The organism is Bacillus sp. K7, from assembly GCF_053903245.1.
Window position 1 is genome coordinate 1,144,291 of the sequence record NZ_CP096406.1, and the last position, 16,906, is coordinate 1,161,196.

At 47.3% G+C, this 16,906-nt stretch carries 17 protein-coding genes and 1 riboswitch; of the genes, 6 read left to right on the top strand and 11 right to left on the bottom strand.

Annotated elements, in window-relative coordinates:
- Positions 1-80 precede the first annotated feature (80 nt).
- Positions 81-1,535, top strand: a complete 1,455-nt coding sequence (gene pdxR / locus M1D98_RS05720) for a MocR-like pyridoxine biosynthesis transcription factor PdxR (protein ID WP_456280085.1) — start codon at positions 81-83, stop codon at positions 1,533-1,535.
- Between the two features lie 7 nt (positions 1,536-1,542).
- Here the strand turns inward: pdxR and M1D98_RS05725 are convergent, their stop codons facing one another.
- Positions 1,543-2,181 carry a pentapeptide repeat-containing protein gene (locus M1D98_RS05725; RefSeq protein WP_456280086.1) on the bottom strand — a complete coding sequence of 213 codons (639 nt, stop codon included), beginning with the start codon at positions 2,179-2,181 and terminating at the stop codon, positions 1,543-1,545.
- Between the two features lie 204 nt (positions 2,182-2,385).
- On the opposite strand from M1D98_RS05725, the gene M1D98_RS05730 reads away from it, so the two are divergent.
- Positions 2,386-3,192, top strand: coding sequence for an alpha/beta fold hydrolase (locus M1D98_RS05730; RefSeq protein WP_268551651.1), 807 nt, complete (start codon positions 2,386-2,388; stop codon positions 3,190-3,192).
- Between the two features lie 14 nt (positions 3,193-3,206).
- Here the strand turns inward: M1D98_RS05730 and cysC are convergent, their stop codons facing one another.
- The 3 genes from cysC to M1D98_RS05745 all read right to left on the bottom strand — a co-directional run bounded on the left by cysC (position 3,207) and on the right by M1D98_RS05745 (position 5,807).
- Positions 3,207-3,818, bottom strand: a complete 612-nt coding sequence (gene cysC, locus M1D98_RS05735; RefSeq protein WP_121642293.1) for an adenylyl-sulfate kinase — start codon at positions 3,816-3,818, stop codon at positions 3,207-3,209.
- Positions 3,815-4,984 carry a sulfate adenylyltransferase gene (gene sat, locus M1D98_RS05740; protein WP_268537731.1) on the bottom strand — a complete coding sequence of 390 codons (1,170 nt, stop codon included), beginning with the start codon at positions 4,982-4,984 and terminating at the stop codon, positions 3,815-3,817. The genes cysC and sat overlap by 4 nt, the downstream gene beginning before the upstream one ends.
- 109 nt (positions 4,985-5,093) lie before the next feature.
- Positions 5,094-5,807 carry a phosphoadenylyl-sulfate reductase gene (locus M1D98_RS05745; RefSeq protein WP_121642295.1) on the bottom strand — a complete coding sequence of 238 codons (714 nt, stop codon included), beginning with the start codon at positions 5,805-5,807 and terminating at the stop codon, positions 5,094-5,096.
- A gap of 187 nt (positions 5,808-5,994) precedes the next feature.
- Between M1D98_RS05745 and M1D98_RS05750 the strand changes: the two genes are divergently transcribed.
- Positions 5,995-6,681 carry a 2-phosphosulfolactate phosphatase gene (locus M1D98_RS05750; protein WP_456280087.1) on the top strand — a complete coding sequence of 229 codons (687 nt, stop codon included), beginning with the start codon at positions 5,995-5,997 and terminating at the stop codon, positions 6,679-6,681.
- Positions 6,678-7,436 carry a phosphosulfolactate synthase gene (locus tag M1D98_RS05755; protein ID WP_010329332.1) on the top strand — a complete coding sequence of 253 codons (759 nt, stop codon included), beginning with the start codon at positions 6,678-6,680 and terminating at the stop codon, positions 7,434-7,436. Before M1D98_RS05750 ends, M1D98_RS05755 begins: the two co-directional genes overlap by 4 nt.
- A 43-nt stretch (positions 7,437-7,479) precedes the next feature.
- Here the strand turns inward: M1D98_RS05755 and M1D98_RS05760 are convergent, their stop codons facing one another.
- The 6 genes from M1D98_RS05760 to M1D98_RS05785 form a co-directional block, all read right to left on the bottom strand.
- Entirely contained in the window at positions 7,480-8,109 is a 630-nt protein-coding gene (locus M1D98_RS05760) for a YitT family protein (protein WP_026014477.1), read from the bottom strand.
- 95 nt (positions 8,110-8,204) lie between these two features.
- Positions 8,205-9,320, bottom strand: a complete 1,116-nt coding sequence (locus M1D98_RS05765) for a mandelate racemase/muconate lactonizing enzyme family protein (protein ID WP_456280088.1) — start codon at positions 9,318-9,320, stop codon at positions 8,205-8,207.
- Positions 9,321-9,327: 7 nt separating this feature from the next.
- Positions 9,328-10,596: an MFS transporter gene (locus tag M1D98_RS05770; protein ID WP_010329335.1), complete on the bottom strand. Its 1,269-nt coding sequence runs from the start codon at positions 10,594-10,596 to the stop codon at positions 9,328-9,330.
- Between the two features lie 111 nt (positions 10,597-10,707).
- Positions 10,708-11,565: a GNAT family N-acetyltransferase gene (locus M1D98_RS05775; protein ID WP_456280089.1), complete on the bottom strand. Its 858-nt coding sequence runs from the start codon at positions 11,563-11,565 to the stop codon at positions 10,708-10,710.
- A 298-nt stretch (positions 11,566-11,863) separates the two neighbouring features.
- The gene (locus tag M1D98_RS05780) at positions 11,864-13,702 is read right to left on the bottom strand and encodes a bifunctional homocysteine S-methyltransferase/methylenetetrahydrofolate reductase (protein ID WP_456280090.1); all 1,839 of its coding nucleotides are present in this window, start codon (positions 13,700-13,702) and stop codon (positions 11,864-11,866) included.
- Between the two features lie 90 nt (positions 13,703-13,792).
- A riboswitch (SAM riboswitch) is annotated at positions 13,793-13,910 on the bottom strand.
- A 105-nt stretch (positions 13,911-14,015) separates the two neighbouring features.
- A complete protein-coding gene (locus M1D98_RS05785) occupies positions 14,016-14,507 on the bottom strand; it encodes a YajQ family cyclic di-GMP-binding protein (RefSeq protein WP_010329338.1) in 492 nt (163 codons plus the stop codon).
- A gap of 98 nt (positions 14,508-14,605) precedes the next feature.
- Here M1D98_RS05785 and M1D98_RS05790 point away from each other — a divergent pair, with 98 nt between their 5' ends.
- Positions 14,606-15,502, top strand: a complete 897-nt coding sequence (locus M1D98_RS05790; RefSeq protein ID WP_082246333.1) for a CvfB family protein — start codon at positions 14,606-14,608, stop codon at positions 15,500-15,502.
- A 111-nt stretch (positions 15,503-15,613) separates the two neighbouring features.
- Positions 15,614-15,904 (top strand): DUF3784 domain-containing protein, encoded by a 291-nt coding sequence (locus M1D98_RS05795; protein WP_010329340.1) that lies wholly within the window; start codon positions 15,614-15,616, stop codon positions 15,902-15,904.
- Between the two features lie 40 nt (positions 15,905-15,944).
- Here the strand turns inward: M1D98_RS05795 and M1D98_RS05800 are convergent, their stop codons facing one another.
- Positions 15,945-16,796, bottom strand: coding sequence for a DegV family protein (locus tag M1D98_RS05800; RefSeq protein WP_010329343.1), 852 nt, complete (start codon positions 16,794-16,796; stop codon positions 15,945-15,947).
- Between the last annotated feature and the right edge of the window lie 110 nt (positions 16,797-16,906).

Genomic DNA, 16,906 nt, shown 5'->3' on the forward strand with positions numbered 1-16,906 from the left:
GGGAGATTTTTTCCCGAGTCACCGGCCATTTGGTTGGGATGAGAACCAGCCAAATGTATAATGTGAAGAAAAGAGGGGGGATGACCTTGACGCAATGGCAGCCAAGCCGATATTCGGATGTTCCGCTGCATCGGCAGATCGAACAATACATGAAAGATAAAATTCTTCACGGAGAGTGGGCTGTGGGGACGAAAATTCCTTCGCAGAGAACGCTGGCCGATATGTTTCAAGTGAACCGCAGCACAGTGACAGCAGCCATTGATGAACTCACTTCTCAAGGCCTGTTAGAGGGGAGAAGGGGCGGGGGCACGAAGGTTGTAAACAGTACGTGGAGCGTGCTGGCGGCTGAGCCTCCGCTCGATTGGAACGATTACGTCCGTTCGGGCATTCATCACCCAAATTCTTCTATCATTCAGGGGATTCATCAAAACGAACCAAGAGCGGATATCATCAGATTAGGCACAGGGGAGCTTTCACCGGATCTGCTGCCTGTTGACACAATGCGCCGGATGTTTCAGCAGATCAATCCGCACGCCCTGTCTTTAGGATACGAGCAGCCGAAAGGAAATCCTAAGTTGAGGGAGGCAGTGGCGGATCATTTGAAAAGCAAGCAGATCCATGTATCACCGTCAGCGATTTTCATTGTGTCCGGCGCACTTCAGGCGCTTCAGCTCATCTCGATCGGGCTTTTAAAACGAGGTTCTGTCATTTTGACCGAAAAGCCGTCCTACCTTCAATCATTGCATGTGTTTCAATCAGCGGGGATGCGGCTTCGCGGCTTGCCGATGGATGAATCGGGAATCAAAACGGGGCTGGTTTCTTCTTATCGAAAACAATACGGGGGACAGCTGCTTTACACCATACCGTCGTTTCATAATCCGACGGGCACTGTCATGTCAGAGCAGCGAAGGAAAGAGATCATCGGCCTGTCAAAAAAAGAGCAGCTACCGATTATTGAGGATGATGCGTACGGTGATTTATGGTTTGAAGAAAAACCGGCACAGCCGTTAAAAGCAATGGATCATGAAGGCAATGTTTTATATGTGGGCACGTTTTCAAAAACAGTGAGCCCTGGCCTTCGAATCGGTTGGCTGGCCGGATCGGAGCCGGTCATTGAACGGCTGGCCGACATTAAAATGCAGACAGACTACGGCTCGAGCGGATTGTCCCAGTGGGCGGCCGCCGAATGGCTGTCGCAGGGGCATTATGAAAAGCATCTGACTTGGATACGCGGGGTCTTAAAACAAAAGAGAGACGCGGCAGTTCAGTTTCTCAAGCGGTATGCCGGAGACATCGCCACGTGGCGGATTCCCGCCGGCGGCTTTTATATATGGGTGACATTTCACAAACCCTTGCCTGTCAGCCATTTCTTTCATGAACTGCTGAAACAGCAGGTGCTGGTGAATCCCGGTTCTATTTATAACGGCGAAGAGCGAAGCAGCATCAGGCTGTCATATTCCTATGCATCTCTTGCGGATTTGGAAACGGGCATTCAAGCGGCAGCTGATACAGCCCGCCGCCTGATGATGTCTTAAGCATTTGTTATACTACGACAGCTCCAAGCGCCCTGGCGAAAGCCATCGCGTGCTCCGGCGCGATTTTACAGCCTTTCAATTTGTCGAGGGAGACGTGAAGCTGGTCAAAACGGCACGTGCTGATGTCCATGTTCTGAAGGGATGTGCCGGTAAAGTTGGCGCTTTCCAGTTCGCATCCGTCAAAGTGTGTCTGCTGGAGCGTCAAATTGCTGCACTCGCTTTGCATAAGGGTACAGTGCGCAAAACGAACCTGTTTCATATTTGAGTACGAAAAAGAACTGAAATGTCCGTGGCACTCCTCGAACGAAACATTCCGCAGCGTTGAGTCCGCTGCATTCATTCCAACCATTTTGGATTGCTTAATGGAAGTTCTGTGAATGACAGCCCCGCTGAAATCGGCGTTTGACAGATCACATTTTTCAAAGACCACATCGGTCAGTTCAATATGCCGGAAAGACACATCAATAAATACGACATTTCTAAATATCGATTTTTCGATACAAAGTCTTTCAATATCTGCACCGCAGATTGTACAATTTTCAAACAAATGCATGCTGACCACATCATCCTGTGTCACGGTTTCATGAAAATCTGCGGTTTGCAGGCTTTCCGGTATGTGCGGTTTTTGAATCACTATTTTATTCATGCGATGACATCCTTTGCTGCCCGAAAACCAGAAGTCTCCGGGATCAATTTAATAGATCGTTACGGGGATTGCTACATATAGTGAATCGTGAAGAGCCTTTTCTTGGTACAGCAGCCCGCTTGTTTTGTAAGCATAAATGGAAAGCTTCCTGTGCGTCAAGGCGTTTACAGGCCGGGAAAGAAAAGGGAACAGGAGGAATGCGGAATGGGGCATTACGTCAAAACCGAGGAGCATGTCACATTGTTTGTAGAGGATATCGGGCATGGAAGGCCGATCATCTTTTTGCACGGGTGGCCGTTGAATCATAAGATGTTTGAATATCAAATGAATGAGCTTCCGAAAAGAGGATTTCGTTTTATTGGCATTGATTTCCGGGGATATGGGCAATCTGACCGCCCTTGGGAAGGCTACGATTATGATACGATGGCCGACGATGTGAAGGCAGTCATTTATACGCTGCAGCTTGAGGACGCGGTGCTTGCCGGTTTTTCGATGGGCGGCGCCATTGCCATCCGTTATATGGCAAGGCATGATGGAGCGGATATTGATAAGCTGATTTTATTGTCAGCAGCGGCGCCCGCATTTACAAAACGCCCGGGTTATCCGTACGGGATGAGGAAGCAGGATATTGACGATATGATTGAACAATTCAAAATGGATCGGCCAAAAACGCTGGATGATTTAGGGAAACGATTTTTTGAGAAAGAGGTATCACCAGAGCTCAGGGGGTGGTTTCTCAATTTGATGCTGGAGGCTTCCTCCTACGGGACGATCCGCTCAGGCCATGCATTAAGAGACGAGGATCTCAGAAAGGATCTTGTGTCAATCAAAGTTCCAGCACTGATCCTGCACGGGAGCAAGGATCAAATTGCGCCGTTTGATTTCGCGAAAGAATTGAAGCGTGGCATCAAGCAGTCGGAATTGGTTCCGTTTGCAAACAGCGGGCACGGCGCTTTTTATGAGGAAAAAGAGAAGATGAACCGTTTGATTGCGCAATTCGCCAAATCATAAGAAAAAACCCGATATCATTCGGGTTTTTTTATGATGCCTTTGGTTTGCAGTTCCGTAATGATGATGTCAGCTCCATCGGAAATAGAGATCTGGTCTGATTCAATGATGAAGTCCGGTGAAAGCGGCGCTTCATACGGAGAATCGATCCCGGTAAAATGTTTGATCTCTCCGTTTCGCGCTTTTTGATAAAGCCCCTTCGGATCGCGCTGTTCACAGACATGCAGCGGGCATTTTACGTAAATTTCAAAGAATTCTCCTTGAGGAAAGAGCGCTCTGACCATGTCACGGTCTTCTCTGAATGGAGAAATAAAAGCCGTTAAAATCATTTGCCCGCTATCGACAAACAGCTTCGACACTTCTCCGATCCGGCGGATGTTTTCAATTCTGTCTTCAGTCTGAAAACCAAGGTCTTTGTTTAAGCCGTGGCGGATATTATCGCCGTCAAGCACATAGCTCTGAATGCCCATCCGGTACAGCTTTTCATCAACGGCATTGGCCAGCACCGATTTTCCTGAGCCTGACAGCCCGGTAAACCAGAGGACGCAGCTTTTGTGTCCGTTTAAGGATTGTCTGTCAGACTTTGAAATGGCAGCGGGGTGCCAAATGATGTTCGGTTTGTGAGTCATTGCAATCCCCCGTTGTTTTGCTGGATCGCAACAGGCTGTTGATGAAGTCCCTTGATCAGCACGTTGGCGACCTCAGGCCGGCTGAATTCTTTAGGCGGCTTTTTGCCTTGGCGAAGAAGCTCTCTCACTTTTGTGCCCGATAAGTGGATGTGGTCTCTTGGGCTGTGCGGACACGTTTTTGAGGTGCCCATGTTTCCACATTTCCGGCAGTAAAAGCTGTGTTCAAAAAACAGCGGCTTGATGCCCAGCTCCTCTTCTGTGAATGATTGAAAAATATGTTGCGCGTCGTACGTTCCGTAATAGCTGCCGACACCCGCATGATCTCGGCCTACAATAAAATGGGTGCAGCCGTAATTTTTGCGGACGAGCGCATGGAAAATCGCTTCACGCGGACCTGCATACCGCATGGCGGCAGGGAAAACCGATAACATGACACGATCCTTTGGATAATAGTGATCAAGCAAAACCTGGTAGCTCTCCATTCTGATATCACTCGGGATATCGTCTGACTTCGTTTCTCCGACAAGCGGGTGAAGCAGCAGACCGTCGACCGTTTCCAACGCTGTTTTTTGAATATATTCATGCGCTCTGTGAACAGGGTTTCTGGTTTGAAAACCAACAATCGTTTTCCAGCCGAGTTTTGTAAAGGCCGCTCTTGTTTCGGCAGGCGCCGCATAGAACTGTTCGAAGGATTTGTCGGGAAGGCGGCTGACCGTGACAGGCCCTCCGATATAGTAATCCTGACGCTCCAGCAATTTTTTTACGCCTGGGTGGGCAGGATCGGTTGTTTTATAAACAGACAGCGCTTCTTGTGTTTTATCAGGCCGGTAAATATCAGTGACTGTGATCATGCCGTAGGCAACGCCGTCTCTCACAAGCTTGACACGATCTCCGGCAGACAGCTTGTTTGCTGTTTCTTCCTTGACCGTTAGCGTAATCGGCAGGCTCCACGGCAATCCGTTTGCCAGCCTCATTTCTTTCACAACAGAATGATAATCTTTTTCTCCCAAAAAACCAGTTAACGGGCTGTAGCCGCCGATCGCGATAAGCTCCAGGTCGCTCAGTGCAAGTTGGTCCAGCTCCGCTTCGCACGTGCACCCTTCAAAATGGCATGCGGGATCGCAGCGGTTGATTAACACCCCTCCATGGGGTTCGTTTTCATTCAACGTGTTCAACCTCCATTTTTACGTTTGCTTTGTTTTCTTATCTGCGCTTGCTGAAAGCTTTAGCAGCGCTCAACATGTTTTCAATCCCTTAACAAAGACATGCCGGCCATTAATCTTGATGCAGGCCGCATTCTGTTTTCTCCCGTCCGGCCCATCTTCCGGCCCTCTCATCGTCCGGGTCCGAGGAAGGCAACGTACACATTTCACAGCCTATGCTCGGGTAATGTTGATCGTGCAGTTTGTTATAAGGCAAATGGTGCAGGCGGATGTACGTCCAAACGTCATCCCATGTCCAGTGGATGAGCGGGCAAATTTTGATCAGTTTGAACTTCAGGTCAAGATTCACGTATTGAATATGCTTTCTCGTGGGTGATTGCTCACGGCGCAGTCCCGAAATCCAAGCTGTCATGCCGGACAGGTGCTTTTGCAGCGGTTCAATTTTTCTTAATTGGCAGCAGAAATTCGGGTTATGCTTCCACAGTTCTCCACCGTATTTTGTTTCCTGCTCTTTTAAGCTGAGCTCGGGTTTGAGCAGCTGGATTGTAAATGCCGGATATCGCTCTTTGACGGTCTCGATCAGCTCATACGTTTCGTGAAAATGCAGCCCTGTATCCAAAAAGATGATGTGCGCGTTTTTGTTGATTTTTGATATGAGATCGAGTAGCACCATTCCTTCTGCGCCAAAGCTGCACGCGTACACAATCTTATCCCCGTATGTTCGGAAAGCCCATTTCAACACATCGAGCTCATCGATCAATTGATCTGTTATCTGTTTGGACAGCGTGTCGTTCCACGTGTCATAAGTGATGATTTGCTCCCTCAACGTTTTCCCCCCGTTTGCATCTCTGTTTTTTTATCTATTGATCGAGTTATAGGCAGACTATTCATGTTTTGCATAAAGGTTCAGGTTTTTCAGGTGCGGCCCGCGCCTAAAATGAGGAGCGGAACCATTAAGAGACCGCCTGAATATGCTTTTAAGCAAAATGGTTTTATGCCCAAGGAGAGGTATTATGCCGATTACCATTTATCAGGGGCATCATCATACGCTTGCCCCGGGGGATATTCATATCGTCATTGATGTCATCAGAGCCTTTACGGTCGCCCATTATGCGTTTATCGGCGGGGCGAAAGAGATTTACTTGGTCCGGACAGCTGACGAAGCCTTTGCACTGAAAAACACCTATCCGGATTACGTATTGACGGGAGAAGAAAAGGGGGTCGGTATCAGCGGATTTGATTTGGATAATTCGCCAAAACGCATGGCGGAGCAGGACATGGCGGATAAGCGCCTGATCCAGAAAACAACAAACGGCGTCACAGCGGCGTTAGGGGCGCTGAACGCCAAGCACCTGTTCGTGACTGGATTTTCCAACGCCAGAACAACGGCAGAGCACGTGAAAACGCTTGGCGAAAAGAATTGCGTGATCAACATTGTCGCTTCCCATCCGTCAGGTGATGACGACATGGCGTGTGCGCAGTATATAAAGGGCATCATTGAAGGGACAAATGAGGTAACGGCTGCGGAGGCGATTGAAAGAATCAATCGCTCTACTGTTGCGGAGAAATTTTTTGACCGCCGCCAGCCATTGTTTGATCCAGAAGACATCGCCTATTGCACAAAAGAATTGGCAGGCGAGTTTGTCATGAAAGTGAGACAAGAAAGAGAAGTTCCTACGATAGAGAGGGTCATAATATGAATGATTTTTCACTAGAATTGCCAGTGAGAACAAGCAAGCCGAGAGAAACCGGGCAGACCATTTTAATTGATAACGGCTATCCTTTGCAATATTTCAAAGATGTCATCACCGCGGCGTCTGACTATATTGATTTTGTGAAATTCGGTTGGGGCACATCATTACTTACGAAAGACCTTGAAGAAAAAATCAGCACGCTGAAAGAGCACGACATTCAATTTTTCTTTGGCGGCACACTGTTTGAGAAGTATGTAAGCCAGAAAAAAGTGAATGAATTTCATCGGTACTGCACCTATTTCGGCTGTGAATATATCGAAATTTCAAATGGCACGCTTCCAATGACAAATAAAGAGAAAGCGGCTTATATTGCAGATTTTTCTGATGAATTTCTTGTGCTGAGCGAGGTGGGCAGCAAGGACGCGGAATTATCAAGCCGGCAAAGCTCCGAGGAATGGCTTGAGTATATCGTTGAGGATATGGAAGCGGGTGCGGAAAAAGTGATGACGGAGGCAAGGGAAAGCGGGACAGGCGGAATCTGTTCCAGCAGCGGGGATGTCCGGTTTCAAATTGTTGATGACATCATTTCCTCGGATATTGATATCACAAGGCTGATTTTTGAAGCGCCGAACAAAACGCTCCAGCAGGGGTTTATCCAAAGGGTCGGGTCGAATGTGAATCTGGCCAACATCCCGTTTCAAGATGCGATCGCGTTGGAGACGCTGCGTTTAGGGTTAAGATCCGATACCTTTTATTTGTAAAACGGTGGCTGCGGGGCTCTCGCCTACTGAGAGCCTCTGCCTATTATTTTTTATGGCGGTACATAGGCGTGAGATAGGGAAGGGAAGTCAGGCGGATGTTATAGATAAAATCAATGACTCTTGTTGATATCACTTGGCATATCAGGGCTTGAAACACGATGCCCCAGTCAATAATTGAAGCGGTCACCATAAAAATGATGCAATTCATGATGAGCAGGATCGTTCCGGGATTGCCTCCCCGATAAATGGAAATCATCAGAGCAAGGGCTCCGAATCCTCCGTTTGAAATTTTATATTTGTATAAAAGTCCGATACCGAGTCCCAATAACACAGCGCCGCTTGCCAGATCAATCCATAAGTTTGATGTGATATCCGGAACAATCGCATCAAAGATCAATACCGAGACAGAGGTGACGGTAATCGAGGCGAGGGTGCCGGTGAATGTTCTCATCTCCAGCCATTTTAAAGCGGTAAAAAGCATCGACACATTCACGGCCCATACTGAAAAGCCATGGGGAATCTGAAACAGATAATGCAATAGCACCGCAATACCTGCTGCCCCGCCTGTCGGAATATCATGCGGAAATAAAAACAAGGACATGCCGAGTCCCTGTAGTACGCCGCCTACGACAATCATAAACGTGAGTTTTGCTTTCATCAGCAGTTCAGCCATTACGTCAATTGCTCCTTTATGAAAAGACTTGTCCGCTGTTTCCATTTTATGAGGCTGTCCAAGATTTATGTCTGCAAAAAAGGAAATGGCCCAGCTTAATAGGCTGAGCCATCCCACTTATAGCGGCTGATGATGTCCATATTGATGTCTAAGCCAATGCCTTTGCCTTTCGGAATGTGGACCATTCCTTTTGAAGGCTGAAGGCTGATGAGATCTGTAAAAGGATTCTCCATGACGTCCCACTCAATCGGTTCAATTTGGTCACTTTTCATTTTAGACCATGGGGTCAGGCAGGCCTGCGCAAATAAAGCATATAGGCGTGAAAGCGATCCATCATAGGCATGTGCAGATGCTCTGACGCCGAAATAACGCGCGAGCTGGAGGCAGTCCCGGAACTCATCGATCCCATTGACATGCATGACATCAGGCTGAATCATATCCAAGCACCGCTGTGAAAGAAGGGAGGCAAATTGAGCCGCTCCTTTCATGTTTTCTCCCCCGGCAACTGGAACAGATAAACGGCTGCGGAGCAGCGCGTAATCCTGCGGCTGATCAAAGGGCAAAGGCTCCTCAAACCAGCCAATGTTCATCCACTCTGAAATATAAGGTTCCCATTTGAAAGCGGCCGCGGCGTCGTAGCTTTGGTTTGCGTCCAGAATCATCGTCATGGAGCTGCTGGCCGTATGCTGCAGGGCGTTAATGTGCCGAAGATCTTCCTCAAATGCAGTCCCGCCAATTTTGACTTTGATTTGCTTAAAGCCTTTTTTTAACTGCTGCTCTACATGGGAAACAGAACGGCTGATCCATTGCGGGTGATCTGAATACGATTGAAAAGAGGCGTACACAGGGATCTCTTCTCTGTACCGCCCGCCCCATAGTTCGCAAACCGAACAATCCGCAGCTTTGGCCGCAATCTCTGTCAGCGCCATGCTCACGGCGGAGGCCGCGCGCTGATGCCATTTCTGAATCGTGCGCACTAATGGCAGGCGGCTGCCGGCCTGTTTTCCTAAAAGATAAGGAATGATCCGTTTGGTAAAACCGACATGGAGAGTCGGGAGCCAATCAACGCACTCTCCCCAGCCGTCAATCCCGCTTTCTGTGACAATTCTGATGAGATAGCAAGTTCGATACTGTTTGAATCCGTTTGCGTCTCCGTACGGCTCTTTCAATCGATGCAAAAGCGGAAAGGTCTCAACCCGTTCGATTTTCAAACTGATACTACCTTTCCTCAGCAGGCTGAAGTCGATTGCCAGCCTTTTTAGAATCTTCTTTTTCCTTTGTGTCTTCTTTGTTTTGATTCACATGGATGAGCAACATCACGAGAATGCCGACAACAAGCGTCAATCCCGCAATGCTTAAAAACATGCCGGGTCTGGACCATTGCATGAGGCGGCCGAAAATGGGAGGCCCGATGGCAACCCCCAAGAAGCGAACCGATCCGTACAGCGAGGTCACAAATCCCCGTCTTTCTTTACCGACAGCCCCGGTAATAAAGCTGTTCACACAAGGAAGGACAAGGCCGGACCCTATACTGCTTAACACGAGAACGCTGATAAAGAACACAAGATTTTCAATGAAAGACAATGACGCGTAAGAAACCGTCATAAAAGCCAATCCAAGGACGATCAGCTTTTTCATCAGCGATTGCTTTTTCCCGATTTTGCTTCCGGTTATATAGGACGTCACACACATGACCAAAAGCGGAATCGCCAAAATCAAGCCTTTTTTGACGCCGTCGGTATCGTACGTTTTTTCAAGGACATCAGATAGGTAAAAAAGGATCCCGAACAAGGTAAACAAACAAGTCGCACCGGCTAAATAAGCGGTAAATAGCCATCTGCCTTCATGTTTAAAAACACTTAACAGGCCTTTCGCGTATTTTCCGATCGGGGGCGGTTCTTTTTCCTTTTTCTTTTCTTTAATAAAAACCCAAGTCAGCACGATCGAAATGATGCAAAACACAGGGAAGGCAAAAAACGCGCCATACCAGACAAGCAGGGCGATAAGGGAGCCGATGATTGGCGAAAGCACTTTCCCCATGCCGTTTGAAGCTTCAACGAGGCCGAGCACCTTGCTTTCCTGGGCGCCTTTAAACAGATCCCCCGTCAGCGCCATGGCAATCGGGCCGGTTCCGGCTGCCCCGATTCCTTGAAGCGCCCGTCCTGCCATGACCCAAGGGTAGGCATTGTCAAAAAAACCTGCGGCAAATCCGGCTAACAAGCCGCCGGCACCATACAGAAATAAGCAGGGAATAATGATGATTTTCCTTGAGAACCGGTCTGCGAGATAACCGACAATCGGAATGGCGAACGCCGCAATCAAGGAAAATACTGTGATCACGAGACTGACTTGAAATTGTGATAAATGAAGTTCAGATTTCATTTTTGGCAAAATCGGAATTAGCATTGAGTTTCCAAGTGTTAATATTAAAGGAATTGAACCAATTGCAACAATCGTCATTCCGTTATTTTGTTTTGATGATTCCATCTCAGAGCACACTCCTTTTCTTCTGCTTAGAATGTCCCTGATAGCTTCGTTTATTCAACGTTTAGACAGCAAAAAACCGAACAGAAACTGCCTGTTCGGGAAAAAAGAGGGTTAACCGAGCGCCTGTGAAATCAACGCATATAAATGTCCATTCTGGTCAGGTAGCATCTTTTCCTGGTAAAGCATAAGCGGTGCCTCTGCGTCTCCTTGAAATCCCATTTTTATCAGCCTGTCATGAAACGATGTGTGTTCTGCTGGTATATCGATGCGCATCGGACCTTGTTTGCCGGCGGCCAGCCTGTTGAGTAGTCGTTCAGCAATGTCCGATGATGGCGCAATGACGGGTCCGAATTTCAAGTTGGCAGGTGTCTGTACAGATAGGCCGTAGCCAATCAGATGCCCCTCGTTGTTTCTGGCGATGATACATTCCTCTGAAGCGGAAATAAGCTGTTGCAGAAGGTTTGACCGATCTCCCCCAAAAGCCGCCAGGTCGGCAGCGGCTAATGCTTGAAAGTCTTGTTCTCGAAAGGAGGTCAGTTCAGCTTCAAGGAAATCTCGCTTTTCAATCGGTTGAAACCTGTGACAGCTGTACTTTCGGACTGACCCCGCCGTATGAAAACCTGCTTTTTCATAAAGAGGCAAACCTTCTGTTGTGGCGCAAAGCCTGATGGATGTGCTTTCATCCGTTTGGCTGATGCACGCGTTTACCATCCGCCGCCCGAGACCGAGCCGTTTGTATTCCTTATCCACGATGACGAGTCCGATTGAAGCAAGACGGCCAAACAAAAACAAGCCGATGCAGGAAATGAGGTCTCCGCGGTCATTTTGATAACCGAAAAAGCGTCCTTGTTGGACAAGCATTTTCAGTTCTTGTTCGCCATAATCCGGCCACCCGGCTTGCCTGCAAAGCCGCAATAGACCGGGGGTATGTTTTTCGTGAAGCTCAATCAGCTCATCTGCTATCTTCATACAGGTCACCTGCTTCTTCCGAGTGTTTTGTACATCACAACATGTGTGCCAATGCCGGGAAGGAAGCTCAAACGGTTCCCAGCCAAGCTTTGCGTAGCAGCCTTAGACAAGTTGTCTTGCATTGTGCCATACTGCCTGCACGCCTTTGTCTACCGGTTTTTGCAGGGTGTCGTATGTATCTTCCGCGAAAATGGTTTTGACTACGAGCATGATGTTTCTCCTCAAAAATGGCTTTTTTATATCGTAACACGAATGCGGTAAAAATAGACCGCCTGATTGGTTCAGGCGGTCTCTAGTATTAATGCAAATAGATATTTTGGCGCTGCTCATCCTTTTGCTGGATATACGATGTGAGCTCAGCGGTCAAGTCAGATCTGAGAAAAGGCGTGATCAAATAGATGCCGTTAAACAGCTCGCATGCCGTATCCAACAGGGAGCGTGCAATCGCAAGGCCTTCCGCTTTTTGTTTCTCTTTATCCTCGCCGGCGAGAGCCATTTTTTCGCGAATAGAGTCAGACAGCTTAATGCCTGGGATTTCATTGTGGATGAATTCAGCGTTCCGGCTGCTTGTGAGCGGCATAATGCCGATATAGATCGGCGTCTTCAGATGCTTTGTTTCGTTATGGATGTCGACGAGCTGCTGCTCGGAATAGACAGGCTGTGAAACAAAATAATCGGCGCCGCAATCTATTTTTTTCTCAAGCCGTTTTACCGCTTTATCCAGATGGCGCACGTTAGGATTAAATGCGGCGGCGACTGAGAAATTCGTTTTCTTGCCAAGCGGTTTTCCAGACAGGGACAGCCCTTCGTTGAATTGTTTGATCAGCCTGATTAAATCAAAGGATGTTAAATCATACACAGACGTCGCTCCCGGAAAATCCCCGATTTTAGAAGGGTCGCCTGTAATGGCCAGCACGTCATTCAGCCCTAACGTATCAAGGCCCATTAAATGTGACTGCAAGCCGATAATGTTTCGGTCACGGCATGTAATATGGACAAGGGAGCGCATATCGAGCTGCTGCTTCACAAGAGCGCCGCAGGCAACATTGCTGATTCGCGGAGTAGCCAGAGAATTGTCGGCGAGCGTCAGGGCGTTGATTCCTGCTTCTTTCAATTCGGCAGCGGCGGACAAAAACGTATCAAAGCTCAATTTTTTCGGCGGGTCCAGCTCTACGATGATGGAGCGTTTTTCAACTGCGATCTCATTTAAACCGGGCTCTGTCCGCTCATGCTGAACAGAAATACATTCTTTAGCAGGGACTTTGACTTCTTTTTCAGTAATGGGGGCAAGCCCGCCAACCGCTTCCGCCATTGCCTGAATGTGATTTGGCGTGGTGCCGCAGCAACCGCCGATAATCCGCGCGCCTTGCTTGCGGAATTCTAAGGCGCTGTTTTGAAAATATGTGTCGTCTGTTTCATAGACGAGCCGTCCCTCTTCCAGCGAAGGAAGACTGCTGTTCGGATAAACGGATAAAAACACATCATCAAAAATCGGCACTTCGCTTAGCGCTTCAATCATGTGATAAGGGCCGAGCCGGCAGTTAATGCCGACGATATCAGCCCCGAGATCCGCGATTGACCGCAATGCTTCAGAAAGCGGTGTCCCGTCCTGCAGTACACCTTGCTCGTGCATGGAGACGTTAAGCATAATCGGAAGGGCGGTCTCTTTGCGCGCAATTTTCAGCACTTCACGGGCTTCTTCTAAATCATAATACGTCTCCAACAGCAAGCCGTCCGGTTGTTCATGCAGGAGCAGGTACAGCTGCTCGCGAAAGCTGCGTTTGATTTCGTCAAGGCTGTACGCGTTTTTATTAAATGTGCGGATGCCGCCCATTGTCCCCAAAATGTACGCATCGCCTGCTGAAGCCCGCGCAATCTTCACTGCCTCCTGATTCATTTTTTTAATGTCACCCTCAAGCCCGTGCCTGGATAATTTAATATAATTGGCTCCGTACGTATTTGTTTGAATGATATTGGCTCCAGCCTCAACGTACGCTTTATGTATGCGCTGAATTTCCTCCGGCTTTGAAATGTTGAGTTCCTCAAAGCACCTGTCAATGCCGTAGGAGTAGAGGAGCGTCCCCATGGCGCCGTCACCGATTAACACCTGTTTTTGCAAATCTTCTAAAAGTCCCATTGTCTGCCTCCTTTATTCACATTCAGCAAGGAAAAAAGAGAAATAAAAAAAGTCCTCTTAAGAAGAAGACTTTGTCAGTGATTTTGTCTCTTCTTATCTTCCAAGCTGTTCGAGCTTGCTGGATTTAGCACCTTGGTCATGGCTGAACGCCATTACACCGGTTGCTGAAGCTTCGTCGGGCCAGTCCCTCTGCTTCTCTTGATAAGAACGGATATGAAGTTTTCGTATAAGGAAATGCCAAAAGCTGCGGGGCTTTTTCCCTTTCTCCAAATTTACCGAAAATAAAGACAATAATCAATAGGATTCAGAAAATTTATCTGAAATTTATAAATTGAACGTCAATTGGCAAATCTGCGCCTCTCACTGCTGTGATAATCTGCTGCAGATCATCCTTGTTTTTACCGGTTACACGAACTTGATCATCCTGCACTTGTGACTTTACTTTCAATCCGGAGTTTTTGATGATCGCATTAACTTTTTTGGCATTATCCTTGTCAATGCCTTGAACAAGTTTGGCGCGCTGGCGCACCGTTCCGCCTGACGCGCTTTCAATCTTGCCGTAATCAATGTTTTTTGTCGGCACGTTTCGCTTAATCAATTTACTGACCAGCACGTCTTTCAGCTGGCTTAATTTAAATTCGTCATCAGAAACGAGGACAAGCTCCTCTTTATCTAAAGTAATATCGCTTTTGCTGCCTTTAAAGTCATAGCGTGTGCTGATTTCCTTGAGTGCGATTTGGATCGCGTTTTGCACTTCAGGCAACTCGACCTTGGATACAATATCAAATGAACTTTCTTTTGCCATATGAAAACCTCCATAACATTTAACTTATGAGTTGATTATAGTAGAATAAAGAGAAACTTCCAACAGAACAAAGAATCAATTTGTGATGATTGGAAAAAATGTTAACAGAATCCGCGGAAAACAAGCGGAACAGGAAGGACGATAGCATGAGACCAGGGCAGCAACTAACCTTGAGTATAGATCACCAAACCGACTTCGGTTACTTTTTGACCGATGGAGAAGACACGATTCTCTTACATAACAGTGAAATAACTGAGGATATCGAGGACAGAGACGAAGTAGAGGTCTTTATATACGTCGACCAGCAGGAAAGACTTGCGGCCACGATGAAAATTCCGTCCATCAGCGCGGACGAGTACGGCTGGGTCGAAGTGGTGGATAAAGTGGAAGATATGGGCGTTTTCGTTGATGTCGGCTTATCCAAGGATGCGCTTGTCGCAACTGAGCATTTGCCGCCATACGAGGATGTCTGGCCGCAAAAAGGCGACAAGCTCTACTGTATGCTGAAGGTGACGAACCGGGGGCGCATGTTTGCGAAACCAGCGCCGGAAGATATCATCAGCGAACTCTTTACTGACGCCTCAGAAGACCTGATGAATAAAGAGCTGACAGGTACGGTGTACAGATTGATCGCAACGGGTTCATTCATCATTACGGACGACGGCATCCGCGGTTTTATCCATCCGTCAGAAAGAAAAGAGGAGCCAAGACTCGGCTCAAGAATCACGGGACGGGTGATTCAAGTAAAAGAAGACGGTTCAGTCAACATGTCGCTGCTTCCGAGAAAACAGGATGCGTTGTCTATAGATGCCGAGTACATTCTGACGTATATGAGAACAAGAAACGGCGCTATGCCGTATAGCGACAAAAGCGAGCCTGACGATATCAGAGAACGTTTTAACATGAGCAAAGCCGCTTTTAAACGCGCGCTCGGCCATTTAATGAAAAACGGAAAAGTGTATCAGGAAAATGGATGGACATACGAGAAAAAATAGAAGGCCTCGCGCCTTCTATTTTTTATATAAGGACTTCACAAATAAAATGTTGTTACGTATCATTACGGGAGACAGAGTGTTTTGTCAGTGAAAAGACAGGGGGGAGAGTTCATGGAAGTTCGGATCGATTTTTTATTGATCTTGATTGCGGGGCTTTTCTTTTGGATTGCTTATATGGCAGGAATAAAAAAGCAAACATGGATACTGTCCGGTTTCGGCGAGTCCCGGATACGTGACAAAGACCGTCTGGCTAGAATTGCGGGATACTTTTTTCTGAATTCAGGGATATTTATTCTGTTAAACGGGTTTATTTCGTTTCAAGGACAAGACCAGCTGATTCCGCCTATGATTTTGGCATATGGAGCGGGAGTCATCATGTATGTAAAGAAAACATTGATATAAAACCTCCAGACTGCACCAAATACTGGAGGTTTTTGTTTGTTCATTTTCTTGAAAAGAATATCGCCAATGTGCCGGGGCCGGCGTGTGACCCGATCGCAGAGCCGATTGAATGGATGATGATCTCTTTCGGCTTGAACTCATCCTCAATTAAGTGTTTCATGCTAATGGCTTTATCTTCATCCGCGGCGTAGCTGATTCCGACGGTTTGATTGCCCCAATCATCACCGCGCTCTTTCATTATTTCGATGATCCGTTTGAAAAGTTTTTTCTGTCCGCGGATTTTTTCCAGAGGCACAAGCTTGCTGTCCTCCATCTGAAGCAGCGGTTTAATATTGAGCAGGCCGCCGACAAAAGCAGATGTTTTGGAGATGCGGCCTCCTCGTGCAAGATAGGTCAGATCATCAACGGTAAATATGTGCTCAATCTGTTCACAAAAGTTCTTTACAGACGTTTCGATTTCTTGTATTGTATTCCCGTTGATACAGAGATCGGCGGCATGCCGGACGGCCAGACCGTATCCTAATGAAGCGCATTTGGAATCGATGACCCGCAAATCGAAATCGGGGAATTCCTCCTTCACTTCATTGGCCATCATCACAGCTGTCTGATACGTGCCGGAAAGGCCTGAGGAAAAGGCAATGTAAAGAGCGGGCTCACCTGTTTTGGCATATTGCAAAAATACATTTTTAATCGTTTGCGGTGAAGCTTGGGACGTCTTAGGCGTTTCTCCATTTTGCATCGCTTCAAATATTTGATCCGCATCAATCGTGACTGCATCCTCGAATTCTTTATCGCCGAGAGAAACCCTGAGCGGAATAAAGCCAATGCCGTTTTCTTCAAAGTAAGAACGGGGCAGATCGGCGGCGCTGTCAGCGATGAGATGAACTGTCATATTGCTTCCCTTCTTTCTGTTATCGCTCGTTATCATAAGAGTTAAGCCAACTATATCATATTAATTTGCCAAAATCGTGTTCAAATATTTGTTTTAAGGGAAAACATATT

What these genes read in the sequence shown, in the direction of transcription:
- M1D98_RS05730 (WP_268551651.1), top strand. Translation starts at nt 2,386, where the DNA reads ATGGGGCATTACGTCAAAACCGAGGAGCATGTCACATTGTTTGTAGAG.
- M1D98_RS05725 (WP_456280086.1), bottom strand. Translation starts at nt 2,181, where the DNA reads ATGAATAAAATAGTGATTCAAAAACCGCACATACCGGAAAGCCTGCAA.
- M1D98_RS05750 (WP_456280087.1), top strand. Translation starts at nt 5,995, where the DNA reads ATGCCGATTACCATTTATCAGGGGCATCATCATACGCTTGCCCCGGGG.
- cysC (WP_121642293.1), bottom strand. Translation starts at nt 3,818, where the DNA reads ATGACTCACAAACCGAACATCATTTGGCACCCCGCTGCCATTTCAAAG.
- M1D98_RS05770 (WP_010329335.1), bottom strand. Translation starts at nt 10,596, where the DNA reads ATGGAATCATCAAAACAAAATAACGGAATGACGATTGTTGCAATTGGT.
- M1D98_RS05775 (WP_456280089.1), bottom strand. Translation starts at nt 11,565, where the DNA reads ATGAAGATAGCAGATGAGCTGATTGAGCTTCACGAAAAACATACCCCC.
- M1D98_RS05795 (WP_010329340.1), top strand. Translation starts at nt 15,614, where the DNA reads ATGGAAGTTCGGATCGATTTTTTATTGATCTTGATTGCGGGGCTTTTC.
- M1D98_RS05790 (WP_082246333.1), top strand. Translation starts at nt 14,606, where the DNA reads ATGTTAACAGAATCCGCGGAAAACAAGCGGAACAGGAAGGACGATAGC.
- M1D98_RS05780 (WP_456280090.1), bottom strand. Translation starts at nt 13,702, where the DNA reads ATGGGACTTTTAGAAGATTTGCAAAAACAGGTGTTAATCGGTGACGGC.
- M1D98_RS05755 (WP_010329332.1), top strand. Translation starts at nt 6,678, where the DNA reads ATGAATGATTTTTCACTAGAATTGCCAGTGAGAACAAGCAAGCCGAGA.
- M1D98_RS05760 (WP_026014477.1), bottom strand. Translation starts at nt 8,109, where the DNA reads ATGGCTGAACTGCTGATGAAAGCAAAACTCACGTTTATGATTGTCGTA.
- pdxR (WP_456280085.1), top strand. Translation starts at nt 81, where the DNA reads ATGACCTTGACGCAATGGCAGCCAAGCCGATATTCGGATGTTCCGCTG.
- M1D98_RS05785 (WP_010329338.1), bottom strand. Translation starts at nt 14,507, where the DNA reads ATGGCAAAAGAAAGTTCATTTGATATTGTATCCAAGGTCGAGTTGCCT.
- M1D98_RS05800 (WP_010329343.1), bottom strand. Translation starts at nt 16,796, where the DNA reads ATGACAGTTCATCTCATCGCTGACAGCGCCGCCGATCTGCCCCGTTCT.